Source organism: Stenomitos rutilans (assembly GCF_059505485.1).
Window position 1 is genome coordinate 1 of sequence record NZ_JCACKR010000097.1, and the last position, 19666, is coordinate 19666.

At 51.6% G+C, this 19666-nt stretch carries 16 protein-coding genes; 8 read left to right on the plus strand and 8 right to left on the minus strand.

The window, feature by feature from the left end:
• The first annotated feature begins 229 nt into the window (after positions 1-229).
• Positions 230-775: a Dps family protein gene (locus AC5JLP_RS19055; RefSeq protein ID WP_496069520.1), complete on the plus strand. Its 546-nt coding sequence runs from the start codon at positions 230-232 to the stop codon at positions 773-775.
• Positions 776-914: 139 nt separating this feature from the next.
• On the opposite strand, the gene AC5JLP_RS19060 is transcribed toward AC5JLP_RS19055, so the two are convergent.
• Complete coding sequence (locus tag AC5JLP_RS19060) at positions 915-2765, minus strand: protein kinase domain-containing protein (protein ID WP_496069521.1); 1851 nt, start codon at positions 2763-2765, stop codon at positions 915-917.
• A gap of 855 nt (positions 2766-3620) precedes the next feature.
• Between AC5JLP_RS19060 and AC5JLP_RS19065 the strand changes: the two genes are divergently transcribed.
• The 4 genes from AC5JLP_RS19065 (at position 3621) to AC5JLP_RS19080 (ending at position 8107) form a co-directional block, all read left to right on the plus strand.
• The gene (locus tag AC5JLP_RS19065; RefSeq protein ID WP_496069522.1) at positions 3621-4799 is read left to right on the plus strand and encodes a M20 family metallopeptidase; all 1179 of its coding nucleotides are present in this window, start codon (positions 3621-3623) and stop codon (positions 4797-4799) included.
• Between the two features lie 249 nt (positions 4800-5048).
• On the plus strand, positions 5049-5330 hold the full coding sequence (locus tag AC5JLP_RS19070; protein ID WP_496069523.1) for a hypothetical protein: 282 nt from the start codon (positions 5049-5051) through the stop codon (positions 5328-5330).
• Between the two features lie 216 nt (positions 5331-5546).
• Complete coding sequence (locus AC5JLP_RS19075; protein ID WP_496069524.1) at positions 5547-5984, plus strand: GNAT family N-acetyltransferase; 438 nt, start codon at positions 5547-5549, stop codon at positions 5982-5984.
• 290 nt (positions 5985-6274) lie between these two features.
• On the plus strand, positions 6275-8107 hold the full coding sequence (locus tag AC5JLP_RS19080) for a glycosyltransferase family 2 protein (RefSeq protein WP_496069525.1): 1833 nt from the start codon (positions 6275-6277) through the stop codon (positions 8105-8107).
• An 80-nt stretch (positions 8108-8187) separates the two neighbouring features.
• Here AC5JLP_RS19080 and AC5JLP_RS19085 read toward each other — a convergent pair whose 3' ends face one another.
• Positions 8188-9636: a uracil-xanthine permease family protein gene (locus AC5JLP_RS19085; protein WP_496069526.1), complete on the minus strand. Its 1449-nt coding sequence runs from the start codon at positions 9634-9636 to the stop codon at positions 8188-8190.
• A gap of 206 nt (positions 9637-9842) precedes the next feature.
• Positions 9843-11135 (minus strand): S-layer homology domain-containing protein, encoded by a 1293-nt coding sequence (locus tag AC5JLP_RS19090; RefSeq protein WP_496069527.1) that lies wholly within the window; start codon positions 11133-11135, stop codon positions 9843-9845.
• A gap of 494 nt (positions 11136-11629) precedes the next feature.
• On the opposite strand from AC5JLP_RS19090, the gene AC5JLP_RS19095 reads away from it, so the two are divergent.
• Positions 11630-12211, plus strand: coding sequence for a Uma2 family endonuclease (locus AC5JLP_RS19095; protein ID WP_496069528.1), 582 nt, complete (start codon positions 11630-11632; stop codon positions 12209-12211).
• 123 nt (positions 12212-12334) lie between these two features.
• Here the strand turns inward: AC5JLP_RS19095 and AC5JLP_RS19100 are convergent, their stop codons facing one another.
• On the minus strand, positions 12335-12796 hold the full coding sequence (locus tag AC5JLP_RS19100) for a hypothetical protein (RefSeq protein WP_496069529.1): 462 nt from the start codon (positions 12794-12796) through the stop codon (positions 12335-12337).
• A 418-nt stretch (positions 12797-13214) separates the two neighbouring features.
• On the opposite strand from AC5JLP_RS19100, the gene AC5JLP_RS19105 reads away from it, so the two are divergent.
• Together AC5JLP_RS19105 and AC5JLP_RS19110 are read left to right on the plus strand one after the other, a co-directional pair.
• Complete coding sequence (locus tag AC5JLP_RS19105; RefSeq protein WP_496069530.1) at positions 13215-13391, plus strand: hypothetical protein; 177 nt, start codon at positions 13215-13217, stop codon at positions 13389-13391.
• Between the two features lie 280 nt (positions 13392-13671).
• Complete coding sequence (locus AC5JLP_RS19110) at positions 13672-16773, plus strand: COR domain-containing protein (RefSeq protein WP_496069531.1); 3102 nt, start codon at positions 13672-13674, stop codon at positions 16771-16773.
• A gap of 316 nt (positions 16774-17089) precedes the next feature.
• On the opposite strand, the gene AC5JLP_RS19115 is transcribed toward AC5JLP_RS19110, so the two are convergent.
• The 4 genes from AC5JLP_RS19115 to AC5JLP_RS19130 all read right to left on the minus strand — a co-directional run bounded on the left by AC5JLP_RS19115 (position 17090) and on the right by AC5JLP_RS19130 (position 19638).
• A complete protein-coding gene (locus tag AC5JLP_RS19115) occupies positions 17090-17302 on the minus strand; it encodes a type II toxin-antitoxin system HicA family toxin (RefSeq protein ID WP_496069532.1) in 213 nt (70 codons plus the stop codon).
• Positions 17299-17544, minus strand: coding sequence for a type II toxin-antitoxin system HicB family antitoxin (locus AC5JLP_RS19120; RefSeq protein WP_496069533.1), 246 nt, complete (start codon positions 17542-17544; stop codon positions 17299-17301). Before AC5JLP_RS19120 ends, AC5JLP_RS19115 begins: the two co-directional genes overlap by 4 nt.
• Before the next feature lie 256 nt (positions 17545-17800).
• On the minus strand, positions 17801-19336 hold the full coding sequence (locus tag AC5JLP_RS19125; protein ID WP_496069534.1) for a sodium:solute symporter family transporter: 1536 nt from the start codon (positions 19334-19336) through the stop codon (positions 17801-17803).
• Entirely contained in the window at positions 19333-19638 is a 306-nt protein-coding gene (locus tag AC5JLP_RS19130; protein ID WP_496069535.1) for a DUF485 domain-containing protein, read from the minus strand. Before AC5JLP_RS19130 ends, AC5JLP_RS19125 begins: the two co-directional genes overlap by 4 nt.
• Positions 19639-19666: the final 28 nt, after the last annotated feature.

Below are 19666 nucleotides of genomic sequence, written 5' to 3' on the forward strand. Positions count from 1 at the left end.
AGCGATTTCCTCAAGTCTTATGTCACCTTTCTACGCCCCAACTGCGTAAGTCCTAGGTTATTTAGAGTTGATTGATGGACAAGTGGCAGTAACGTCTTGCAGACTCTGTTCTATCCAAGGTGTAACGGTTGCTCTGCAATAATCCTCCATCTGGTTGATGCTCCGATCGCGGTGAATCTGGTCAACTGTAGCTGATGACCAAAAACGATCTTGAACAGGAGCTAGAATAATGCGGAAGCTAAATATTGGGTTGACGGACGAGCAACGCAGCGGTGTCTCTGAACTGCTGAACAAAGACTTGGCGGATGCAAACCTGCTATTGATCAAAACCAAAAAGTATCATTGGGATGTCACTGGGCCTGAGTTTCGCTCCTTGCACCAGATTTGGGAAGAGCAATACGAAGTTTTGAACGAAACGATTGATGCAATCGCAGAACGTGTGCGTGCTCTGGGCAATTATCCCCTTGGTACCGCAGAAGGCTTCTTGAAGTATGGCTCGATCAGTGAGCATACAGGTGACGTACCGCCTTCTTACGAAATGGTCGCAAATCTGGTGAATGACCACGAGCAGATCATTCGGAACCTGCGCGAACACATCGATCAGTGTTCAGAAGAGTTCCATGACGAAGGTACGGCTGACTTCCTTACAGGGTTGATGGAAGGACACGAAGAAATGGCGTGGATGCTTCGTTCCTTCATCGAAGGTAAGGCCGTACAGACAGATAATCAACAGCCTCCTGCTAATGTGAAGTTCCCTGTCGGTGCTGGGAAGTAAAGGCGTTCAGTGCTAGAGCGTGCAGGTTGATTGCAACAGAGTGCAGTCGGCCTGTATAGCTGTTGAAGTACTCTTGAGACACAGAACCTTTTGATTTGTACTCTTTAGATTTGTAAATGTATCCTTCTATCACATTCAACTAATAGCCCAACTGATCGCGGGCTTGTTGCCGTAGGGCACGGGCACCTTCGGCTTTTGGTTGAATCTGCAAGGCTTTGTCTAAAGCGGCGATCGCCTCGTCAAATCGTCCCAGGTTCCAGAGTGCCGCTCCTTTGGTGCTCCAGGCTTCCGCAGAGTTACGGTTAAGCGCGATCGCTTGGTCGAGTACATCGATCGCTTCGGATGAACGCCCAAACTCTTGCAGGGTGATACCGCGATCGACCCATGCTTCCATGAGCTTTGGTTTAATCAACGTAGCTTGCTCAAACAGTCCGAGTGCTTCAAGTGATCGCTCTTGGAGCTTTAACGCCTTCCCTTGGCTCCACATCGCTTCAGCATAGTCGGGATTAAGCGCAAGGGCATCGTTGCAGGCCACGATCGCCTGATCGGGGCGTTTCAGACCAGTCAGAGCATCGCAACGCCCCCAGTACGCCTTTGCCATCTTGGGCTTCAGCTTGATCACCTTATCGTAGTTGGCTAACGCTTCTGCATACTGCCGCTGCTGGCGCTGACGATTTGCCTGCTCTAAAAGTGTTGCCGCTTGTTGCTCAGGTGTCAGCGGTGTGGGACTGGTAAGGGGCGATCGCTTGGGAGTAGGGTAGGTAATCGCGCTCAGGGGTGTCGCTGGTTGGCGAATGCGCAACATGGGGCTTACTTTGAAGCCCAAAAACACCAGTCCCACCGCAGCGGTAGATAGCAGCATCCATTGCTTAAGAGAGGCTTTCTGGAAAAAAGCAGGTAGTCGATCGCTGAAGGATGGCTGTGCTGGTGCTGCTGCCAGTGCCGATGCTCTCAAGAACGATTCAGAAGCTGTGCGACCAGATAAGGTTAGCGTTTCATCTTTCGGGTCTGTCGGCACAAAGTCATAGGTCGCACTGGGCTGCTTTAACGTCATGAGCGGCGATTGAGACGGATCAAGCAGGACGGTCGAGGCCAAATCGGCCCCAAGCTCCGTCGATTGCCCTTGCTCGGCGGCATCTGGAGCGATGCTCCGGAGTGCTTCCAGGGCTTCTACTGCCGTGGGATAGCGATCGCGGAAATCGTAGCAGACCATGCGATCAAGTATCACAGCCAGTTCAGGGCTAACCTGCGGGGCATGCACGCGCCAGTCTAGCTCGCTGGTTTGAGCATCTTCGCCCAAGTCGCGTGGCAGCACGCCCGTCAAAGCCTGAATGCCCGCCAGCCCCACCGCATAGATGTCACTGCTAAAGCGGGGCTTTCCAGCAAGCTGCTCATTGGGAATGTAGCCATGAGTGCCGATCGACACCGTAGAGTCAGCTATATCCGTATTGGGGTCAGCCGCCTGAACGCTAACGCGCTTCACCGCGCCAAAATCGATCAGCACCAACCTGCCATCCCGTCGGCGACGCATCAGGTTAGACGGCTTCACATCTCGGTGAATGACGTTCTGCTGATGGACAAAGACCAGCACTTCCAGAATGTCTTTCAAGAGTGTAATCACCCGCGTTTCTTCCCACGGCTCGCCTTTGACAATCTGCCGCGTCATAGGTTCGCCTTCGACAAACTCCTGAACCAGGTAAAATTCCTGATTCTCCTCAAAGTGGGCGAACAATGAGGGAATCTGGTCGTGATTGCCCAGTTGATAGAGCACTCTAGCTTCAGTGTTGAACAATCGCCTCGCGGTATGAAGATTTTTAGGCTCGTTTGTCTTCACTAACAGCCGCTTAACGACGCAGCGAGGGCAATCTGGCAAATGGAGATCTTGCGCCAGAAACGTCTGACCAAACCCGCCAATGCCTAATTGACTGATGAGCTTGTAGCGCTTGCCCACCACTGCGGTGGGGCTGTCCTGTTGAAGTTGGTGAGTCATGTTTAGTTAAGCGACTCCAGGTTCATCAAACATTGAGGCAGCCGAACATTCTCATTTTTCCGCCTGCAACTGCAATATCAGGATGCCCTGAAGAGGTTCCTATCGATTTCAATTCCGATCGATTTCAATCATTGAGACTCGATGCTAAACCTGTGACTAGATAGGTGCCACGATCGGGTGCTACAAACGTGCCAACGATCGCTCAAGTACCGATATAGAAAGCAATTGGCAGACGGCAAATAAGCAGCATGCATCCCCTGAAGTAACACAATACAGCGCCTCGCCAAGGCATTAGCTAACGACATTCTCTCCACTCCTCACCTTTGCGTACTCGAATCGCTGCATCCAACGATCACTGTACAACTGCAACGACTGCGCGACTTCTAGAAGGCGGCACCCGATCGAGATACTAGTGTATTGGCTAAGCGCACACCTGGCAAACTTTGAACGAAAAACGGCAGTTTTGTGCAAGGCAAACCACACTTAAGAGCAAAACGTTTCCTAAGACCTAGGCAGCATTTCTGAAGACAACCGCATTAGCAGATCTGGCAACAAGCAGTGATAGATTAACATCTCTGCGTGCAGATGTTACTGCCTGATGATCCAGATGATGCAACGGCACACAGCCTTTCATCCTGACCATTTATTAGGAGCAAGAAAGGCGACAAGAATCGATCGCGATCGTGTTGGTTGTGTTCTAAGCCACAGCCTCCACGCCTTGCGGCCACCAGTCCTACTCCACCTGGTTTAGACGGCGATTGTCCGCTCTTACCACCCAAAAGCGCTGCACATCGTCCACGTTCAGAACCTTGTAACAATCCGTATCATGTAGGTAAAGCACCATACATTTGATTCATGCTCGCCCAAATCAAAGCGCTTGCTGACAGCCTCGCTCCACGGTTAGTCAAAATTCGTCGTCATTTGCATAGCCACCCCGAACTTAGCGGGCAAGAGCATCAGACAGCCGCCTATGTTGCAGGGGTGCTTTCATCCTGCGGGCTTCAGGTCAAAGAAGGGGTTGGCAAAGTTGGCGTTGTTGGAGAATTACCCGGTCAAGGGGCAGATCCTCGCTTGCTGGCAATCCGCACTGATATGGATGCCTTGCCGATTCGTGAGCGCACTGGTCTGGCTTTTGCGTCACAGCACCCCGGAGCCATGCACGCCTGTGGTCACGATGTACATACAACAGTGGGGCTGGGAACTGCGATGGTGCTTTCCCAACTGGGGCACGTTTTACCGGGCAACGTGCGGTTTCTGTTTCAGTCAGCAGAAGAGATTGCTCAGGGTGCCAGATGGATGGTAGATGATGGCGCAATGGCAACCGTAACAAATATCTTATCGGTGCATGTGTTTCCATCTATTCCCGCTGGAGTTGTAGGCATTCGCTATGGAGCACTCACAGCGGCAGCAGATGATCTTGAAGTCACGATTTTGGGTGAGTCGGGGCATGGAGCACGCCCGCATGAGGCGATCGACGCTATCTGGATTGCCTCTCAAATCATTACGGCACTGCAACAGGCTATCAGCCGAACCCAAAATCCCTTGCGCCCCGTCGTGCTGACGATCGGCCAAATCAATGGGGGACGTGCGCCCAACGTCATTGCTGATCAGGTGCATCTGCTAGGGACGGTGCGATCGCTCCACCCTGAAACAAGCGCCGCCTTGCCCGCCTGGATTGAACAAATCGTGGCAAATACCTGCCAGACCTATGGCGCTCGCTATGAACTCCACTACCGACGCGGTACACCGTCTGTGCAGAACGACAAAAGCATGACCCAACTTCTAGAGTCGTCTGCCAGAGCGGCGTGGGGTGCCCAAGGCGTGCAGCTCATTCACGAACCATCCCTTGGGGCAGAAGATTTCTCAGTCTATTTACAACACGCTCCAGGAAGCATGTTTCGGCTAGGAGTTGGGTTTAAAGACCAGCACAACTACCCCCTCCACCATCCTCAATTTGAAGTAGATGAGGCTGCCATTACAACAGGGGTTGTAACCCTTGCTTATGCAGCCTGTCAGTATTGGCAGCAGGCGTAGGGAGGCAGAGGGCAGAAGAAGCAGGGGAGCGGGGAAAGTTTTGAGTTGTAGAAGGGGCGTAGGGCGTAGGAAGTTTTGAGTTTAGCTTCTGCCTCATGCCTCCTCTACTTCCCCTGCCTCCTCTGCTTCCCCTGCCTCCTCCGCTTCCCCACACCCTATACCCCACGCCCCAACCCCCTGCACCCTCTCCCACACGAATCTGCCCATTGATGGAGTACCTGCCGACCGCCCTTTGCTAAAGATAAGGAGATGTCCGTTATTCCAGAGGATTTTATGGCAGCAAGCACACCGCTTAAAGGGCTAGAGCTAGTCGATTGCGCGCGAGCAAACGCAAAGCAGGGAGCCGAAACGGCTGCTAACCTATGCGGCTATGGTGCTGATCTCAACACGTTTAAGCAGGAGCTACAACAAGCCTGTGATGCAATGGGAGTCGAATTCCACGAACTCAGTGATTTGATTACGGATCAGCAAAGAATTCTGACGCTGGGAGAAGGAGAGGTTGTTGCACCCGATTCGCCCTCAGAACTTTGATGGTCAGCGTTTTAGCAAGCTGTCAGATCACTAGCGCAGGGTAAAATCTCTACCTAGGTCAACGCCCACATTGTCGTCCAATATTCTGGCTTCGTGGCCGATCACAAAGTTCTCGATGCAGAGTCTTGTGAAATTGCAGAGTCTTGTGAAATTATTGGTTAGTGTTATACAGCAAGTGAAACTGCAACGTGCAGGGCGCAGGGGTATAGCCTAAAAATGGATACGGCACAATTCTCCATCACGCGTCTGACAATTGATCAGTGGGAGAAAGCACGGGCAAGTATCATGCTGTTTTGGGATACAACGCCTAGTCACGAAACAATTGCCAAATTTCTAAGTAATCCTCAAAACATTCTGCTTTCAGCAGAAGTCGGTGAGGTGCTGGCTGGTCAAGCCATTGCCTATATGCTTGAGCGTTGGGACAGAGATGAACCAATGCTGTTCTTGTATTCCATTGATGTAGAAGAAGCCTACCGACATCAAGGAATTGGAACAGCTTTAATCAAGGCAGCCAGATCACTTGGGCAAGCAGAGAGTTGCTCTGAGGCGTTTGTTTTCACCAATGAAAGCAATCTTGCCGCTAAGCAACTGTATCAATCTACAGGTGGCAAAAGGTCGAGTCCTGATGACATTGTGATGTTTGAGTATGATTAGAAGCGCTGCCTAATAATTCTGTTGTAAACCAATCAATACAAAGGTTCAGTTAACTCAAGAAACTTTAGCAACAGGTGGTTGGAGCCGCTGAGTTAACGCGTGCCCTTGGGTTGATTGACCCAATCGTACCAAGAGAATGTCTGAGATGTTGCGATCGTCTCGCGTAGATAGACCTCGCAAGCTCGTAGCTATTTGTTAATCGTTAAATCTAGCGAATTGCATTCAGGAATAGTTTAGGATTGCTATGCAAGTAGAGTGACTGTTGATGTGCCCTAGATCTGACCGAATCTATGAGTGATTCAAATCCCATTCTTTTTGTGAGCAAAAAACTCGGCAAGTTGGTCAAGGTCTGGCAAGAGCGCAATACGCTGGGGCTGCTGAAATTTCTGTATCGACGGAGTTTAGAGAAGGTTCGAGGCCGGGTCTCGTACCAAAAGTGGATAGCCCGCGATCGCCTGACCAAGCAAGATATCGTTGCCGCTCAACGGGCGATCGAGCAATGGTCATTACGCCCCACGTTTTCAATCATCATGCCCGTGTACAACGTCGAGGCACGGTGGCTCGAAAAAGCTATCCAGTCGGTACAGAACCAGCTTTACCCCGATTGGGAGCTGTGTATTGCTGATGATGCGTCACCCAAACCGCACATTAAACGGATTCTGACCCACTACAGCAAATCGGATGCCCGCATTAAAGTGGCCTTTCGGCCCGAAAATGGGCAGATTGCCGCTGCCAGCAATACCGCGCTTGAGCTGGCGACAGGCGATTATATTGCGCTACTGGATCACGACGATGAACTGGCGATCAACGCTCTCTTTGAGAACGCCAAGCTCATCAATGAGCATCCTGATGCCGACTTCATCTACAGCGATGAAGACAAAATGGATACAAGGGGAAGGCGGATTGATCCATTTTTCAAGCCCGATTGGTCGCCCGACTACTTTCATGCGTGCATGTACACCTGCCATCTAGGGGTGTATCGGACGAGCCTGGTGCGCGCGATCAGGGGGTTTCGTGCGGGTTTCGATGGTGCTCAGGATTACGACCTGGTGCTGCGAGTAGCCGAAAAAACCAAACATATCTATCACATTCCCAAGATCCTGTATCACTGGCGAGTGATTTCAGCATCGGTCACCGCTGGTGGAGAGCAAGCAAAGCCTTGGGCCTACGATGCGGCGCGTAAGTCACTGGAGGAAATGCTGACACGAAGCGCTTATCCTGGTGTGGTCGAAACCGTCCCCGATCGACCGGGGTTTTGGCGTGTGCGTCGTCATATTATTGGCGAACCATTGATCAGCATCATCATCCCCAGTGCAGGCAAAGGCACAACGACATCAGAAGGTTCCTTCATTGCCGTGGAAAATTGTCTCCGCAGCCTTCAAGAGCGCAGCACGTACCGCAAGTTTGAGGTGGTGTTAGTCGATGGTTACGATATTCCCGATGACACGATCGCCAGGGTGATGCCACCGTCTGAGGATGCTGCTGATCGAGCGATTCGCCTGGTTCGCTGCCGAGAACCCTTTAACTTTGCTCATCGCATTAATCAGGGTGCCGCTCATGCCAAGGGAGAATTTCTGCTGCTGCTGAACGATGATACCGAAGTCATCACACCCGATTGGCTGGAATCGATGCTTGAGTTTGCCCAGCAGGAAGACGTTGGTGCTGTCGGCGCAAAACTACTCTATCCCGATGGCAAAATTCAGCATGGCGGAGTGATGGTGCTGGATGGCAACCCAGGTCATGCCTATCACGGTTTCGATCGTGACCATCCTGGCTACTACTGCTCGAATCTGGTCAATCGCAATTATTTAGCAGTGACGGCGGCTTGCCTGATGCTGCGTCGATCGGTGTTTCAGCAGGTTGGCGGCATGGACGAAATCTTTCCGCTGAACTACAACGATGTAGACCTGTGCTTAAAGGTACATCAAGCTGGCTACCGCAATGTGGTAGTGCCCTACGCTCAGTTGATTCACTACGAGTCGCTGAGCCGACAGCCAGGGCTACAACCTAAAGAATGGGAAACCCTGAACCAAAAATGGCAGGACTATTTCAAGCAGCTTAACGGCGACCCGTACTACAACCCCAACCTCTCGCACCGAGCCGTCACATTTGAACTCTGGTAAAACCCAACACCACGATCGATCCTGGGTTTTGCATCTAGAAGTCGCGATCAGCTTGGCTCTGAACCTACATCAAAGCAGTTTTAAGTCTCTACTTCTGACGTGACGGCTTCTGTTTCAGCATTCTCAGCACTTTCACTCTGCGGTAACAGCCAACTCAGGAGGATTGCTGTTAGTCCGCCTGTGGAAATAGCTGAGCCAAATAAGTTGCTAAACAGGGGTGGCTTATTCGCAAAGATCTGGGGTGCATAAACAACCCCCAACCCTAAGCCAAGCGAAACCGCCACAATAATCATCGATCGGCGATCTAACCCTGCTGAGGCAACAATGCCCAATCCGGCAACTGCAATGGAGCCAAACATCACCAGCGTGGCACCGCCCAACACAGGCTGAGGAATGGCTTGAAACACACCGCCCACAATAGGAAGCAAGCCCAAAATGGCAAAAATCCCTGCCACAAAGAAGCCTACATAACGGCTACCAACCCCTGTCATTTGGATCACACCGTTATTTTGGCTAAAAGTGGTATTTGGGAAGGTGTTTAACACAGCGGCAATGAGCGAGTTAACACCATCGCCCAGTACTCCACCTTTAATACGTCGGACGTAAAGCGCCCCCTTCACAGGTTCACCTGAAACAGCAGAGGTTGCAGTCAAGTCGCCAACTGTTTCAATTGCAGTTAGCACATACAGGAGGATAAACGGAGCAAATGCCGCCCAATCAAAGCTCATGCCATAGCGGAATGGAATGGGCAAGCTGAAGACAGGCAGTGTGCTCAACGCGCTGAAATTGACAATGCCCAAAAAGAGCGAGATGACATAACCCACTGCCAGCCCGATCGCGATCGCGCCCATCCGCAAAAACCGATTCTTTGCCAGGGTGAGGACGACAACAATCAGTAGCACAGTGCTGCCAAGCGCCAAATTTTGCCAACTGCCAAAGGAACCATCATTTTTAGCCAAAGCACCCGCCCCGCCCGCCAGACTGATGATGCCAGTCTTGATCAAACCTAGACCAATAATCATTACAACCGTTCCAGACACGACGGGCGTGATGATTTTATTCATCAAATGCAGAAAGCGGCTCAGAATGATTTCCACAAACGAGCCAAAGAAGCAAACGCCAAAAATGAGCGCTAGCGCCTGTTCGGGTGTTTTGCCGCCCTGCAAGGCAACAGTACCAACGCCTAAAATGGGCCCAAGAAACGCAAAGCTTGTGCCCTGAAGACTGAGCAAACCTGACCCAACAGGACCAATTTTTTTACATTGAATAAAGGTGCAAATCCCAGAGGCAAACAGCGACATGCTAATCAAATAGCTCGTATTTGCAGCATCCAAGCCCAGGCTGCTGCAAATAATGATGGGAGGCGTAATAATACCGACAAAGGCCGCCAGCACATGCTGAAAAGCGACAAAAATAGCTTCTCCAATCGGAGGTTTGTCTGTCAAACCGTAAATGAGTTCTGAGCGTCTGAGGGGGCGATCGTCCCTTTGAGCATCTTCTAAGGCAAGATCGGTATTTGTTTGTGTCATACAGCTATAGGTGAAGAACGATGAATCAATATACTGTATGCAAACAAATCTAGCTGTTGCGTTTTGCAATCTAAGATACATAGCAATTGTTGGGTGCCCACGTACCTTTGTAGTGGAATAAATGCTAAAAACCCCAACTGCACGAATGCATGTCGGGGTTTGTGTTCCAACGCGATCAACTAGAGCGGCGATCGCCCAACAGCCAACTATGGATTGGCGTAGAAATCGTTGCTCACTGTCAAGCGCAGATCAGCAGAGGGGTCAATCAAGATTACGTTTTGAGGAGTTTGCGATTGGCTAGCAGGTTGTCCACCCGTGGCACCCGCCAGAATGTTACCCAGATCAATCTTTTGTCCCAAAATGGTTGCCAGTACCGCGCTTGTTGCCGCAGAGGTTGCTGCATCTTTGAGCGTGCCAGGGCTAGTGTTTTGGGTTACGGGTTGTCCGTTCACCACCTGTGATCGCGCACTGAAAGGATAGGATTGGTTGCCGATCGTCACCCGTTGAGCAATAAACTGAGTGCCCAAGACTTGTCCATTACTGGTCACTGGAATCAGTTGACCGACAATATCGCTATCTCTCGGCACCACAATTTGCCCTTGCGGATTCTTGAGATCATCCACGACTCGTAGCGTCAGATTATTGATGGTTTCGCCAGGAGCTACCACAATTTTTTGCGAACCGAGGTAGCGAATGCCAAACGATGTTCCTTGTGGCACCAAATAACGAGGATTCAGCGCCGTTTGAGGAGTGGTTGGTGTGGGATTATTACCGCCTGTGGTTGGCGTGCTGCCGTTGAGTCGAGCAATGTAGTTGTTTGCACCTTCGCTGGTGGCGATCGGGGGAAGTTTGCCCTGATTCACCAACGTCTGATAGATGTAGGCCGCAACATCGGCGCGGGTCGCGGTTTCATTCGGGTTGAGGAAGCTGACGTTGGGGTAATTGACCACCACATCCCGCTCTGCCGCTGCTGCCACGCCAGTTCTTGCATAAGCAGGAATTTCGCCGCCATCTCTAAACGTTGCCAGAGTTGTATCGGCAGCGCGTGCAGGCGTGAAGTTCAAACCGCTGGACAGGGCAACCAATACCTGTACTTTCGGAATTTGCTGTTCTGGTTTAAAGGCTCCATCCGGATAGCCACTCATAAAGCCCGTTTCATACGCTTTGCCGATCGCCGCTGCACCCCAATAGGTGTTGGGAACATCACCAAACCCACGCGAGCCCCGCACCGCACCGTTACTAAACGCGTTTTTGACGATCGCGGCAAACTGAGCACGAGTCACGGGCGCATCGGGTTTGAATGTGCCATCGGGGAAGCCTGCAATAATCTGCCTGTCAGCCAGCGTGTCGATGAAGGGGCGCGCCCAGTGCGATCGAGTATCGGAAAAGTTGGCGGCACTGGCAGGAGCCGAAACGACAAACGGTGCAATGGCGCTGGAGGTCAGACCCACTGCCAGCAGTACTGCACTTGCTGAAGACCAATGACGAACATGAGACATAAAAAAACTCCGTAAACGCTGAAGCGATACTGATGAACAAGACGTATGAGCGATGGTAAAAAGCAGTTTCCTTGTGAGCGTTTATCTATACGGTCAACAAGAATGGATGATGCAACTGTGGCCTGTGCGTGCAAGTTGATAACTTGGTTTGGATAGCAAAGCCATTGATCACTTATTAATCCCTGACCGCAATACTATGACTTTGTTCCCAGGACATTTGATGCATCCGGATCGACCTGCCCTAAAGTGCCCCAACGAAAGCCAAAAGCGACAATCACCCTTTGCCTAAAGTCGGAAAGACCTGCAAAGGTTGCACTTAACAGGAAGAAAGCGAGATCTTATCGACTGGGCTGAAGCAAGACGTTCATCACCGGGTTTGTGTCTCTCTCAGTACTTCGCCAGGTTGCGAAAACACGCCACGCTTCAGGGTAATGAGCTATCAGAACGATACGGTAGATTAATGGATATGCTGCATCCGTACAGGAAGAATCGCCATGACGACCACCACGCGCCGCATGACCTTGGAAGAATATCTGGACTATGACGATGGGACTGATACTCGCTATGAATTAGTGAACGGGGAGTTGGCTGAAGTGCCTTCTGAAAGTGACCTGAACAATGAGATTGCGATGATCCTGCTCTTTGCGATCGGTCAATTTATCAATCCCAAACTCTTGCGACGTGGTACTGAAATTGTGGTCAATGGCTATCGCACCACGACGCGGATTCCTGACCTGATGGTGCTAACCGAAGATCTGGCGGCTGCCCTATCTGGCTCAAAGCGGAGCGTTGTCATGCCCGATATGCCACCACCTGCCCTCGTAGTCGAGATCGTTTCTCCTGGCACGGCTAACGAAGCGCGAGACTACCGTTACAAGCGTTCTGAATATGCCGCACGCGGCATTGCCGAATATTGGATTGTCGATCCGCAGCAGTCACAGATGACGATTTTGACGCTAGTTGATGGATTGTATGAGGAAGCTGTTTTCAAAGGGAACGATCGCCTCCTTTCTACCACACTGCCAAACTTAAATCTGACTCCAGCACAAGTGCTCCAAGCAGGCGCAAGTGAGTAATCGACGATTGCTCGATCAAGGGAACCAGGCAATTTGTCTCAAGCATCCAACTCCGCTAGAAAGTCCTTCACGGAGCCATATTTAATACTGCCGTTTGCAACGTCCTGACGAACGTCTTGAATATTAGGAAACAAGCACGTTTCCGTTTCCGTTTCTTGGTTGAGGTTCGCTTGTTGCTTTGAAAGGAACTGTAGTGATTGGTTTTGCTGTTGTAGCCTGCGATGGTTCAGTTGCAAGCTCTGTCTTTTTCCGCATTGGACGACGACGCTCACGTTTGAGGACACCACCCGCTTTGCCGTACTCACCGCTATTTTTGCCGTACTTAGCGGCAACACCTAGCAACATCTGCTCTGACAGGTCACGCAATGACTGCTCTGCGCTTTTGATGTCGCGGGAGAGATTGTCCAGCGTTGATAGGGTGCTGTTGTAGGTAAAAATTTGCGATCGCAGCGCTTGAATGCGTTGAGTGTATGTCTGTAGAGTCAACTCATTCCCCAGATCAAGACTGTCACTGATGGATTGCAAACCAGCCTCGCGTTTTTCTGCTTTTTGCAGCACGGCTGATGATCGTTTGGGTCGCGCCATCGTAAAGTCCTCTGGTAGAAATCAACGTACCTTTACACTCTATCGATCGTGCCAATCGCCTAACCTGAGTGAAATTGAGTAAAATCTAAAGAAAAGATAAAAACTTTTTCGTTGTTTTTCTCTAGGCGATCGCTCTCCGTTTAAGCTAAGTCCTACAAAGTTACAATTCTATTCTTGTAGGGGCTTGGCATTTGGGCAAAAAACTCTGCCACCACTGAAAGCATACCTGCCAAATGCTAAGCCCTCACAATTGGAGTTGCTGATGTAATTGAATTCATGATTTCAATTCAATCTCGCGTTGTCGGTGGTTTGGCTGCAAACGTAGGTGCAAAGTCCAAACCAGTTTAGAAATGGGCGGCACTTCGTTTGGATGATCACGATCGCATCGAGTCACACGTCGATCGCACTCAGTTAGGTAATGATCAAATCGAGTTACACGCTGATCGCATCGACTAACATCACGCTCGTACTTAGTAAGATGACGATCGAATCCAGTATGACGATGGTCGAACTGAGTAACGCGACGATCGCATCGAGTTTGACGACGATCGAATTGAGTAACACAACGATCGCATCGAGTTTGATACCAAATTAAACGGCGATCGCCATGCGAACCGTTGCCTACAAGAGAAAAAATAAGGCTATAACAGGCGTGAACAAACCCTTTGAACGAAACCTCGGAGGTTTGTGTCAGACCTTGAACCTCACAATCCATTGACGGTAAACCTCCGAGGTTTGAGGAACGGCTATAGTTTGCGCCAGATCGATAGCAACCGAAGAGACCGTTGGGACAGCTATCGTGCCTCAGCCCTGCTGCTAGTAAAGAGTCTACTTTTTTATCCTCATCCTTCATCCCTTATCCCTTCCTTCACGTCATGCCCGACAACCCACGCAATTTTCTCGCCAGCCCGGAAGGTGTAGAGCGCTTAAACGATGCCAAGGAACGGTTGAATCTGACAACCGCTGCCATTGCCGAACGGGCAGGGGTAAGTACCGATACTGCGAGGCGCTTGTGGCAACCGGAGCGGGGCAAGCGGGTGAGTAGAGCGAATGTGGTTGCCATTGCTCACGCGCTAACCCTGCTGCCAGAAGACATTGTGCCTGAAGGAGAGTGGCAGTATGACGATCCGCTGGCAGAAGCAGAGCGACGGATACAAGAGGCACGACGAAGCAATGCCACTTTTTTAGATTTATCACGGTTGGGCTTGTCTCGTATTCCAGAGGCGATCGACCAACTCACCCAGTTAACGCGGCTTGACCTCTACCAAAATCAACTGACGAGCGTGCCCGAGTCGCTGGGCAACCTGTCCCAGTTGACGACGCTTGACCTCTACCAAAATCAACTGACGAGCGTGCCCGAGACGTTAGGCAACCTGTCCCATTTGACGGTGCTTTCCCTCTCCCGAAATCAACTGACGAGCGTGCCCGAGACGTTAGGCAACCTGTCCCATTTGACGGCGCTTTCCCTTGCCCAAAATCAACTGACGAGCGTGCCTGAGACGTTGGGCAACCTGTCCAGTTTGACGGAGCTTTACCTCTCCCGAAATCAACTGACGCGTGTGCCTGAGACGCTAGGCAATCTGTCCAACCTGACGGGGCTTTCCCTTAACCAAAATCAACTGACGCGTGTGCCCGAATCGCTAGGCAATCTATCCAAGCTGATGTGGCTTACCCTTGATCGAAATCAATTAACGCGTGTGCCCGAGTCGTTGGGCAGCTTGTCTAAGCTAACGCAGCTTTACCTCTTCCAAAATCAACTGACGAGTGTGCCGGGTTGGATTGCTCAGCTCGTCCGGCTAGAACGGCTTGATTTAAACGATAACGCGCTCACAGATCTGCCAGCGTTTTTAACGGAACTGCCCCACTTGCAGGCACTCTTGCTGCACGGCAATGAGCCACTCGGTCTTTCTGACGAGATTCTTGGACCCACAGATCGAGAGATCAGTGAAGGCGCTACACCAGCCAGTCCTCAAGCCATTCTGGACTATTACTTCCGCATCCAGGCAGAGCGCCAACCCCTCAACGAAGCCAAGCTCATTCTGGTGGGGTACGGCAACGTGGGCAAAACCTCCCTCGTCAACCGCCTGCTTCACCAAACCTTCGACCCCGACTCCAAAAAGACCGAAGGCATCCAAATTACCCCCTGGCAATTGCGGCTGCACGACACCGAAGACATTACCCTCCACGTGTGGGACTTTGGTGGGCAGGAAATTATGCACTCCACCCATCAGTTTTTCCTCACCGAACGCAGCCTCTATCTGCTGGTGCTCAACGGTCGGCAAGGGCACGAAGACACCGATGCCGAATACTGGCTAGAGTTAATCCAGAGCTTTGGCGGCAACTCCCCCGTTTTGGTAGTGCTCAACAAAGTGCAGGAACACCCCTTTGACGTGAACCGCAGCGCTCTCCGGCAAAAGTTTCCCAACATTCGTGAGTTCATTGCCACCGATTGCCATACCCAGCAGGGACTGGATCAACTCCAGGCTGCCATTGAGCGCGAAACCGACCAACTGGAGCATCTGCGTGCCCCCTTTCCCGCCAGTTGGGTTGCCATCAAACAGCGCCTGACCGACATGCGAGAGAACTACATCTCCTTTGAGCAGTTCCGCCACGTCTGCCAGCAGGACGGTGAAACCAATCGCAGCGCTCAAGACTCGCTGGCAATCCACCTCCACAGCCTCGGCATCGCCCTCAACTATAAAGACGACCCCCGCCTGCGCGATACCCATGTGCTCAATCCCCACTGGGTCACGCGCGGCATTTACCAACTGCTCAACGCCCACACCCTTGCTGATACAAAGGGCGACTTGGCGATCGCCTGTCTAACGCAGATCCTCGACCAAACGGCGTACCCTCCCGAACGTCACGGCTTTTTGCTGGAACTGATGCGGAAATTTGAGCTATGCGTTCGCTTCCCCGAAGAGGAAGGGCGCTACCTCATCCCCGACCTGCTCGACAAACAGCAGCCCCCGATCGCCGAAGACTTCGATGTTGCCGAATGCCTTAACTTTCGCTACGAGTATCCCATCCTGCCCGAAGGACTGCTGCCCCGCTTTATCGTCCGTACCCACGTGTTGAGTACGCCCCAAGACCGTTGGCGCACGGGTGTCATGCTCACCCTGGAGGGCAATCGGGCACTGGTCAAAGCCGATCGCGTCGACCGCTGCGTCACCATCAGCATCAACGGGACGCTCAACAGCCGCCGTCGCCTCCTGGCTGTGATTCGCTACGACTTCGATCGCATCCACAGCAGCTTCAAGTTCAAACCACTAGAAAAGGTGCCCGTACCTGAACATCCAGACGTTTCCGTTGATTACAACGAGTTGCTGATGCGCGAGGAGCATGGACAAACCACCTTCGATATTTTCACAGGCAAACGCTTGCTCACGGTCAACGTCCGTGAGTTGCTCAATGGCGTGGATCTGGATGGCATCCGCAAGCCTACCCGCCTAGCCGACAAAGAAAAGCTTGCCCTGCGGCTGTTCTACAGCTACTCTCACCAGGACGAACTGTTGCGCGACGAACTCGAAGTGCATCTCAAGCTGCTCCAGCGCTATGGTTTGATCCAAAATTGGCACGATCGGCGCATTATGCCAGGTGCAGATTGGCAGCAAGAACTCGACACTAACCTGGAGCAAGCCGACATCATTCTGCTGCTCATCAGCCCCGACTTCATCAACTCTGACTACTGCTTCAACCGCGAAATGACTCGCGCCCTGGAACGACACAAGGCAGGCGGGGCAACGGTGGTGCCCATCCTGATCCGTCCGGTCAACTGGGACTTGTTCCACTCAAAACTCGGCATCAGCATTCAGGCACTCCCCCTTGATCTCAACCCGATTACCGACTGGTCCAATAAAGATAGGGCGTGGCTCAACGTAGAGCAGGGCATCCAGCGCATTATTGAGGCGAAAATGGGGTCATCCCTGCGAGAGTTAGGGCGCGATCGACCACCGCTTGGAGACTTTCCGTTCTAGCTCCAGGGGTGATCGTGATAGCCTTCTCGTGGCTGGCTTCTAGCTAGCCACGAAGGAACACTTTCTTAGAGATCTTAAACTAGGGCGTGTTTTAAAACCCTCGAAAGCCCCCCACCCCCAATTCTGGGGGCTTCCAAACAGGCTTCAAAGTCCCCCAATCTTGGGGGCTTAAAGCCCTTTGGGCATACAAGAAAAGGGGGCAGAAGCTTCAGCAACGAAGCGATTAGGAGTTTTAAAACACAGCCTAGGGCATCTTTCTAACATAAAGGACTGCGATCGCTTTATTTAGAGAAGAGCAGTTTTATAATCAGTGGCGCTACGCATCATCAAACGCATTCCAATCGATGCCTAATTGTCGAATCGCAGCCCGCACAGTGCCAAGTTTGAGATCACGGCTGCCCCAATCTGGCAGTACGGTAACCTGCTGTGTCTCTGGATTGAACCATTTACGATGAGAACCGCCACCACGTCGAGGCAACTCCTGACAGCCAAGTGCTTTTAGCTTACGTGTAACATCGCGGTACTTCATGGAGCCGTCACGAGGGTTTCGAGCCAGAGCGAATGTTCAGCATCCACAACCTGCATATTCAGCGGCAAGTGTCGCCCCATATCTTCATACGCTTCCACGACAGCCGCTAATGCATCACGGACATTTTCTAACGCTTCCTCGACAGTCTCGCCTTCTGTAACAAGTTCAGGCAGCAGGGGGGATGTCACCGTGAAACCACCTTCAGGCTGGGGTGAGAGCATTAAGGGAACTTTGTAAAGCAACGAACTCTCTCCTCTTTTGGATGTTGAAGAATGACTCTAAATACCTGCAAGCCATCATGATCGCACTACATTGATGGTACTCAATCCGTTCGCTAGTCGCAGCCGTACTCAGGATTGCAGATACGTACCCACTCATAACTGCAACAATCAAAAACCCAACATCGATAGTGGTGTTGGACTTCGTTGAAAATGCGATCGATGGGAAGTGCGATCGCACCAACTCTTTAGCCTTTATCCCTCATCCTTTAGCCTTTCCCTACACCACCTCACCCGTATGAATCCGGTGTTCCACTTCATCAAACCCTTCTACAGCAGCGCGTTCAGTGGTGAGAAGCGATACGATAATGCCCACCGCAAACGAAAGTGGAATCGTCACCAGGCCGGGATTCTTTAAGGGAAAAATCGCTGTTGAGTGCTTCAGAATATCTACCTGGATGGTGGGCGATAGGTAAATCAGCACCAAAGAGACGATCGTGCCAACCAGAATACTGGCAACTGCACCATTGGTCGTGAACCGTCGCCAGAGCATCGACAACAGGAGTGCAGGAAAATTCGCACTCGCGGCGATCGCAAACGCCAAGCCCACCATGTATGCCACGTTCTGTCCTTTGAAAACAATGCCCAGAACGATCGCCAGCACCCCTAACAATAGCGTCGCCGCACGCGCCACTTTCAACTGTTCCGTTTCATCCGCACGGCTCCCGCGCACCACATTGACCCACAGGTCATGGGAGAGTGCCGCAGCACCAGAGAGCGTCAGTCCCGCGACGACTGCCAGAATCGTTGCAAAAGAAACGGCGGCAATGAAGCCTAAAAACGCATCACCACCTAACACTTCTGCCAGCATCGGGGCTGCCATATTGCCCCCTTTGTCGATCGCCTTGATGGGATCTTGCCCCACCAGCACCATTGCCCCAAAGCCGAGAATAAAGGTGAGCAGGTAGAAAATGCCAATAATCACCGTTGCATACATCACCGAAACCCGCGCTTCCTTAGCATTGGGCACCGTGTAGAAGCGCATAAGAATGTGTGGCAATCCTGCTGTTCCCAGCATCAGCGACATTCCCAGCGAAATGGCATCCAGCGGATTGGACACCAGTTTGCCAGGAGCTAAAACAGTCGCGCCATATTTGACAGAGGCGGCATCGAAAAGGGCGATCGGGTTAAAGCCAAACTTTGACAGCACAATGATTGCCAGCAGCAACGTACCCGCCATCAACAACACGGCTTTGATAATCTGCACCCAGGTGGTAGCAATCATGCCGCCAAAAATAACGTAGGCCAGCATCACACAACCCACAATCACCACTGCCAGTTCGTACTCAAGCCCAAACAGCAGCTTGATCAAATTGCCTGCACCCACCATCTGTGCGATGAGGTAGAAGCTTACAACCGCTAAAGTGCCGATCGCCGATGCTACCCGCACAGGCGTTTGCTTCAAGCGATAGGCCACCACATCGGTAAAGGTGTACTTGCCTAGATTGCGGAGCGGTTCGGCAATGAGAAACATCACGATCGGCCAACCCACCAAAAAGCCGATGGAATAGATCAGCCCATCAAAGCCATTCAGCGACACCAAACCTGCAATGCCCAGGAAACTCGCGGCACTCATAAAGTCGCCCGAAAGCGCCAGCCCATTTTGCCAGCCGCTCACATTACCACCTGCGGCATAGTAATGTGCCGTATTTTTGGTTTTTTGTGCGGCCCAATAAGTGACACCCAGCGAAATGGCGATAAACAGAAAGAAAAAGACGATCGCCAGTGAGTTAAACTGTCCCAGCGTTGTATTCACAGTTCACCTGCCTGAATCTTTGCAAGTTGGCGATCGTAATAGGTGTTTGCCCAGCGAATGTAAACATAAATCAATACCCACGCTGCAACGATGACCAAGGCTCCCAGCAAAATGCCCAGCGATAGTCCGGGTGCCAACAACGATCCCAGCAGCGGTTTGTTATAAGCGATCAGGAGAATGAACCCAAAGTAGATGACCATCATGGCAACGGTCAGCCAAAGGGACACTCGCCAGCGTGTAGCAGCCAAAGCGGTTAACGCCCTCGCGCGATTCGTAGCGCGATCCGTCTCGGAAGCGTCCATGTGCATTTGTTCAGTAAGATCAGCTACA

Coding starts and splice junctions, on each gene's coding strand:
- AC5JLP_RS19105 (WP_496069530.1), top strand. CDS start 13,215: ATGATCAAATCGAGTTACACGCTGATCGCATCGACTAACATCACGCTC.
- AC5JLP_RS19075 (WP_496069524.1), top strand. CDS start 5,547: ATGGATACGGCACAATTCTCCATCACGCGTCTGACAATTGATCAGTGG.
- AC5JLP_RS19100 (WP_496069529.1), bottom strand. CDS start 12,796: ATGGCGCGACCCAAACGATCATCAGCCGTGCTGCAAAAAGCAGAAAAA.
- AC5JLP_RS19095 (WP_496069528.1), top strand. CDS start 11,630: ATGACGACCACCACGCGCCGCATGACCTTGGAAGAATATCTGGACTAT.
- AC5JLP_RS19085 (WP_496069526.1), bottom strand. CDS start 9,636: ATGACACAAACAAATACCGATCTTGCCTTAGAAGATGCTCAAAGGGAC.
- AC5JLP_RS19070 (WP_496069523.1), top strand. CDS start 5,049: ATGTCCGTTATTCCAGAGGATTTTATGGCAGCAAGCACACCGCTTAAA.
- AC5JLP_RS19130 (WP_496069535.1), bottom strand. CDS start 19,638: ATGGACGCTTCCGAGACGGATCGCGCTACGAATCGCGCGAGGGCGTTA.
- AC5JLP_RS19065 (WP_496069522.1), top strand. CDS start 3,621: ATGCTCGCCCAAATCAAAGCGCTTGCTGACAGCCTCGCTCCACGGTTA.
- AC5JLP_RS19055 (WP_496069520.1), top strand. CDS start 230: ATGCGGAAGCTAAATATTGGGTTGACGGACGAGCAACGCAGCGGTGTC.
- AC5JLP_RS19110 (WP_496069531.1), top strand. CDS start 13,672: ATGCCCGACAACCCACGCAATTTTCTCGCCAGCCCGGAAGGTGTAGAG.
- AC5JLP_RS19060 (WP_496069521.1), bottom strand. CDS start 2,765: ATGACTCACCAACTTCAACAGGACAGCCCCACCGCAGTGGTGGGCAAG.
- AC5JLP_RS19090 (WP_496069527.1), bottom strand. CDS start 11,135: ATGTCTCATGTTCGTCATTGGTCTTCAGCAAGTGCAGTACTGCTGGCA.
- AC5JLP_RS19115 (WP_496069532.1), bottom strand. CDS start 17,302: ATGAAGTACCGCGATGTTACACGTAAGCTAAAAGCACTTGGCTGTCAG.
- AC5JLP_RS19080 (WP_496069525.1), top strand. CDS start 6,275: ATGAGTGATTCAAATCCCATTCTTTTTGTGAGCAAAAAACTCGGCAAG.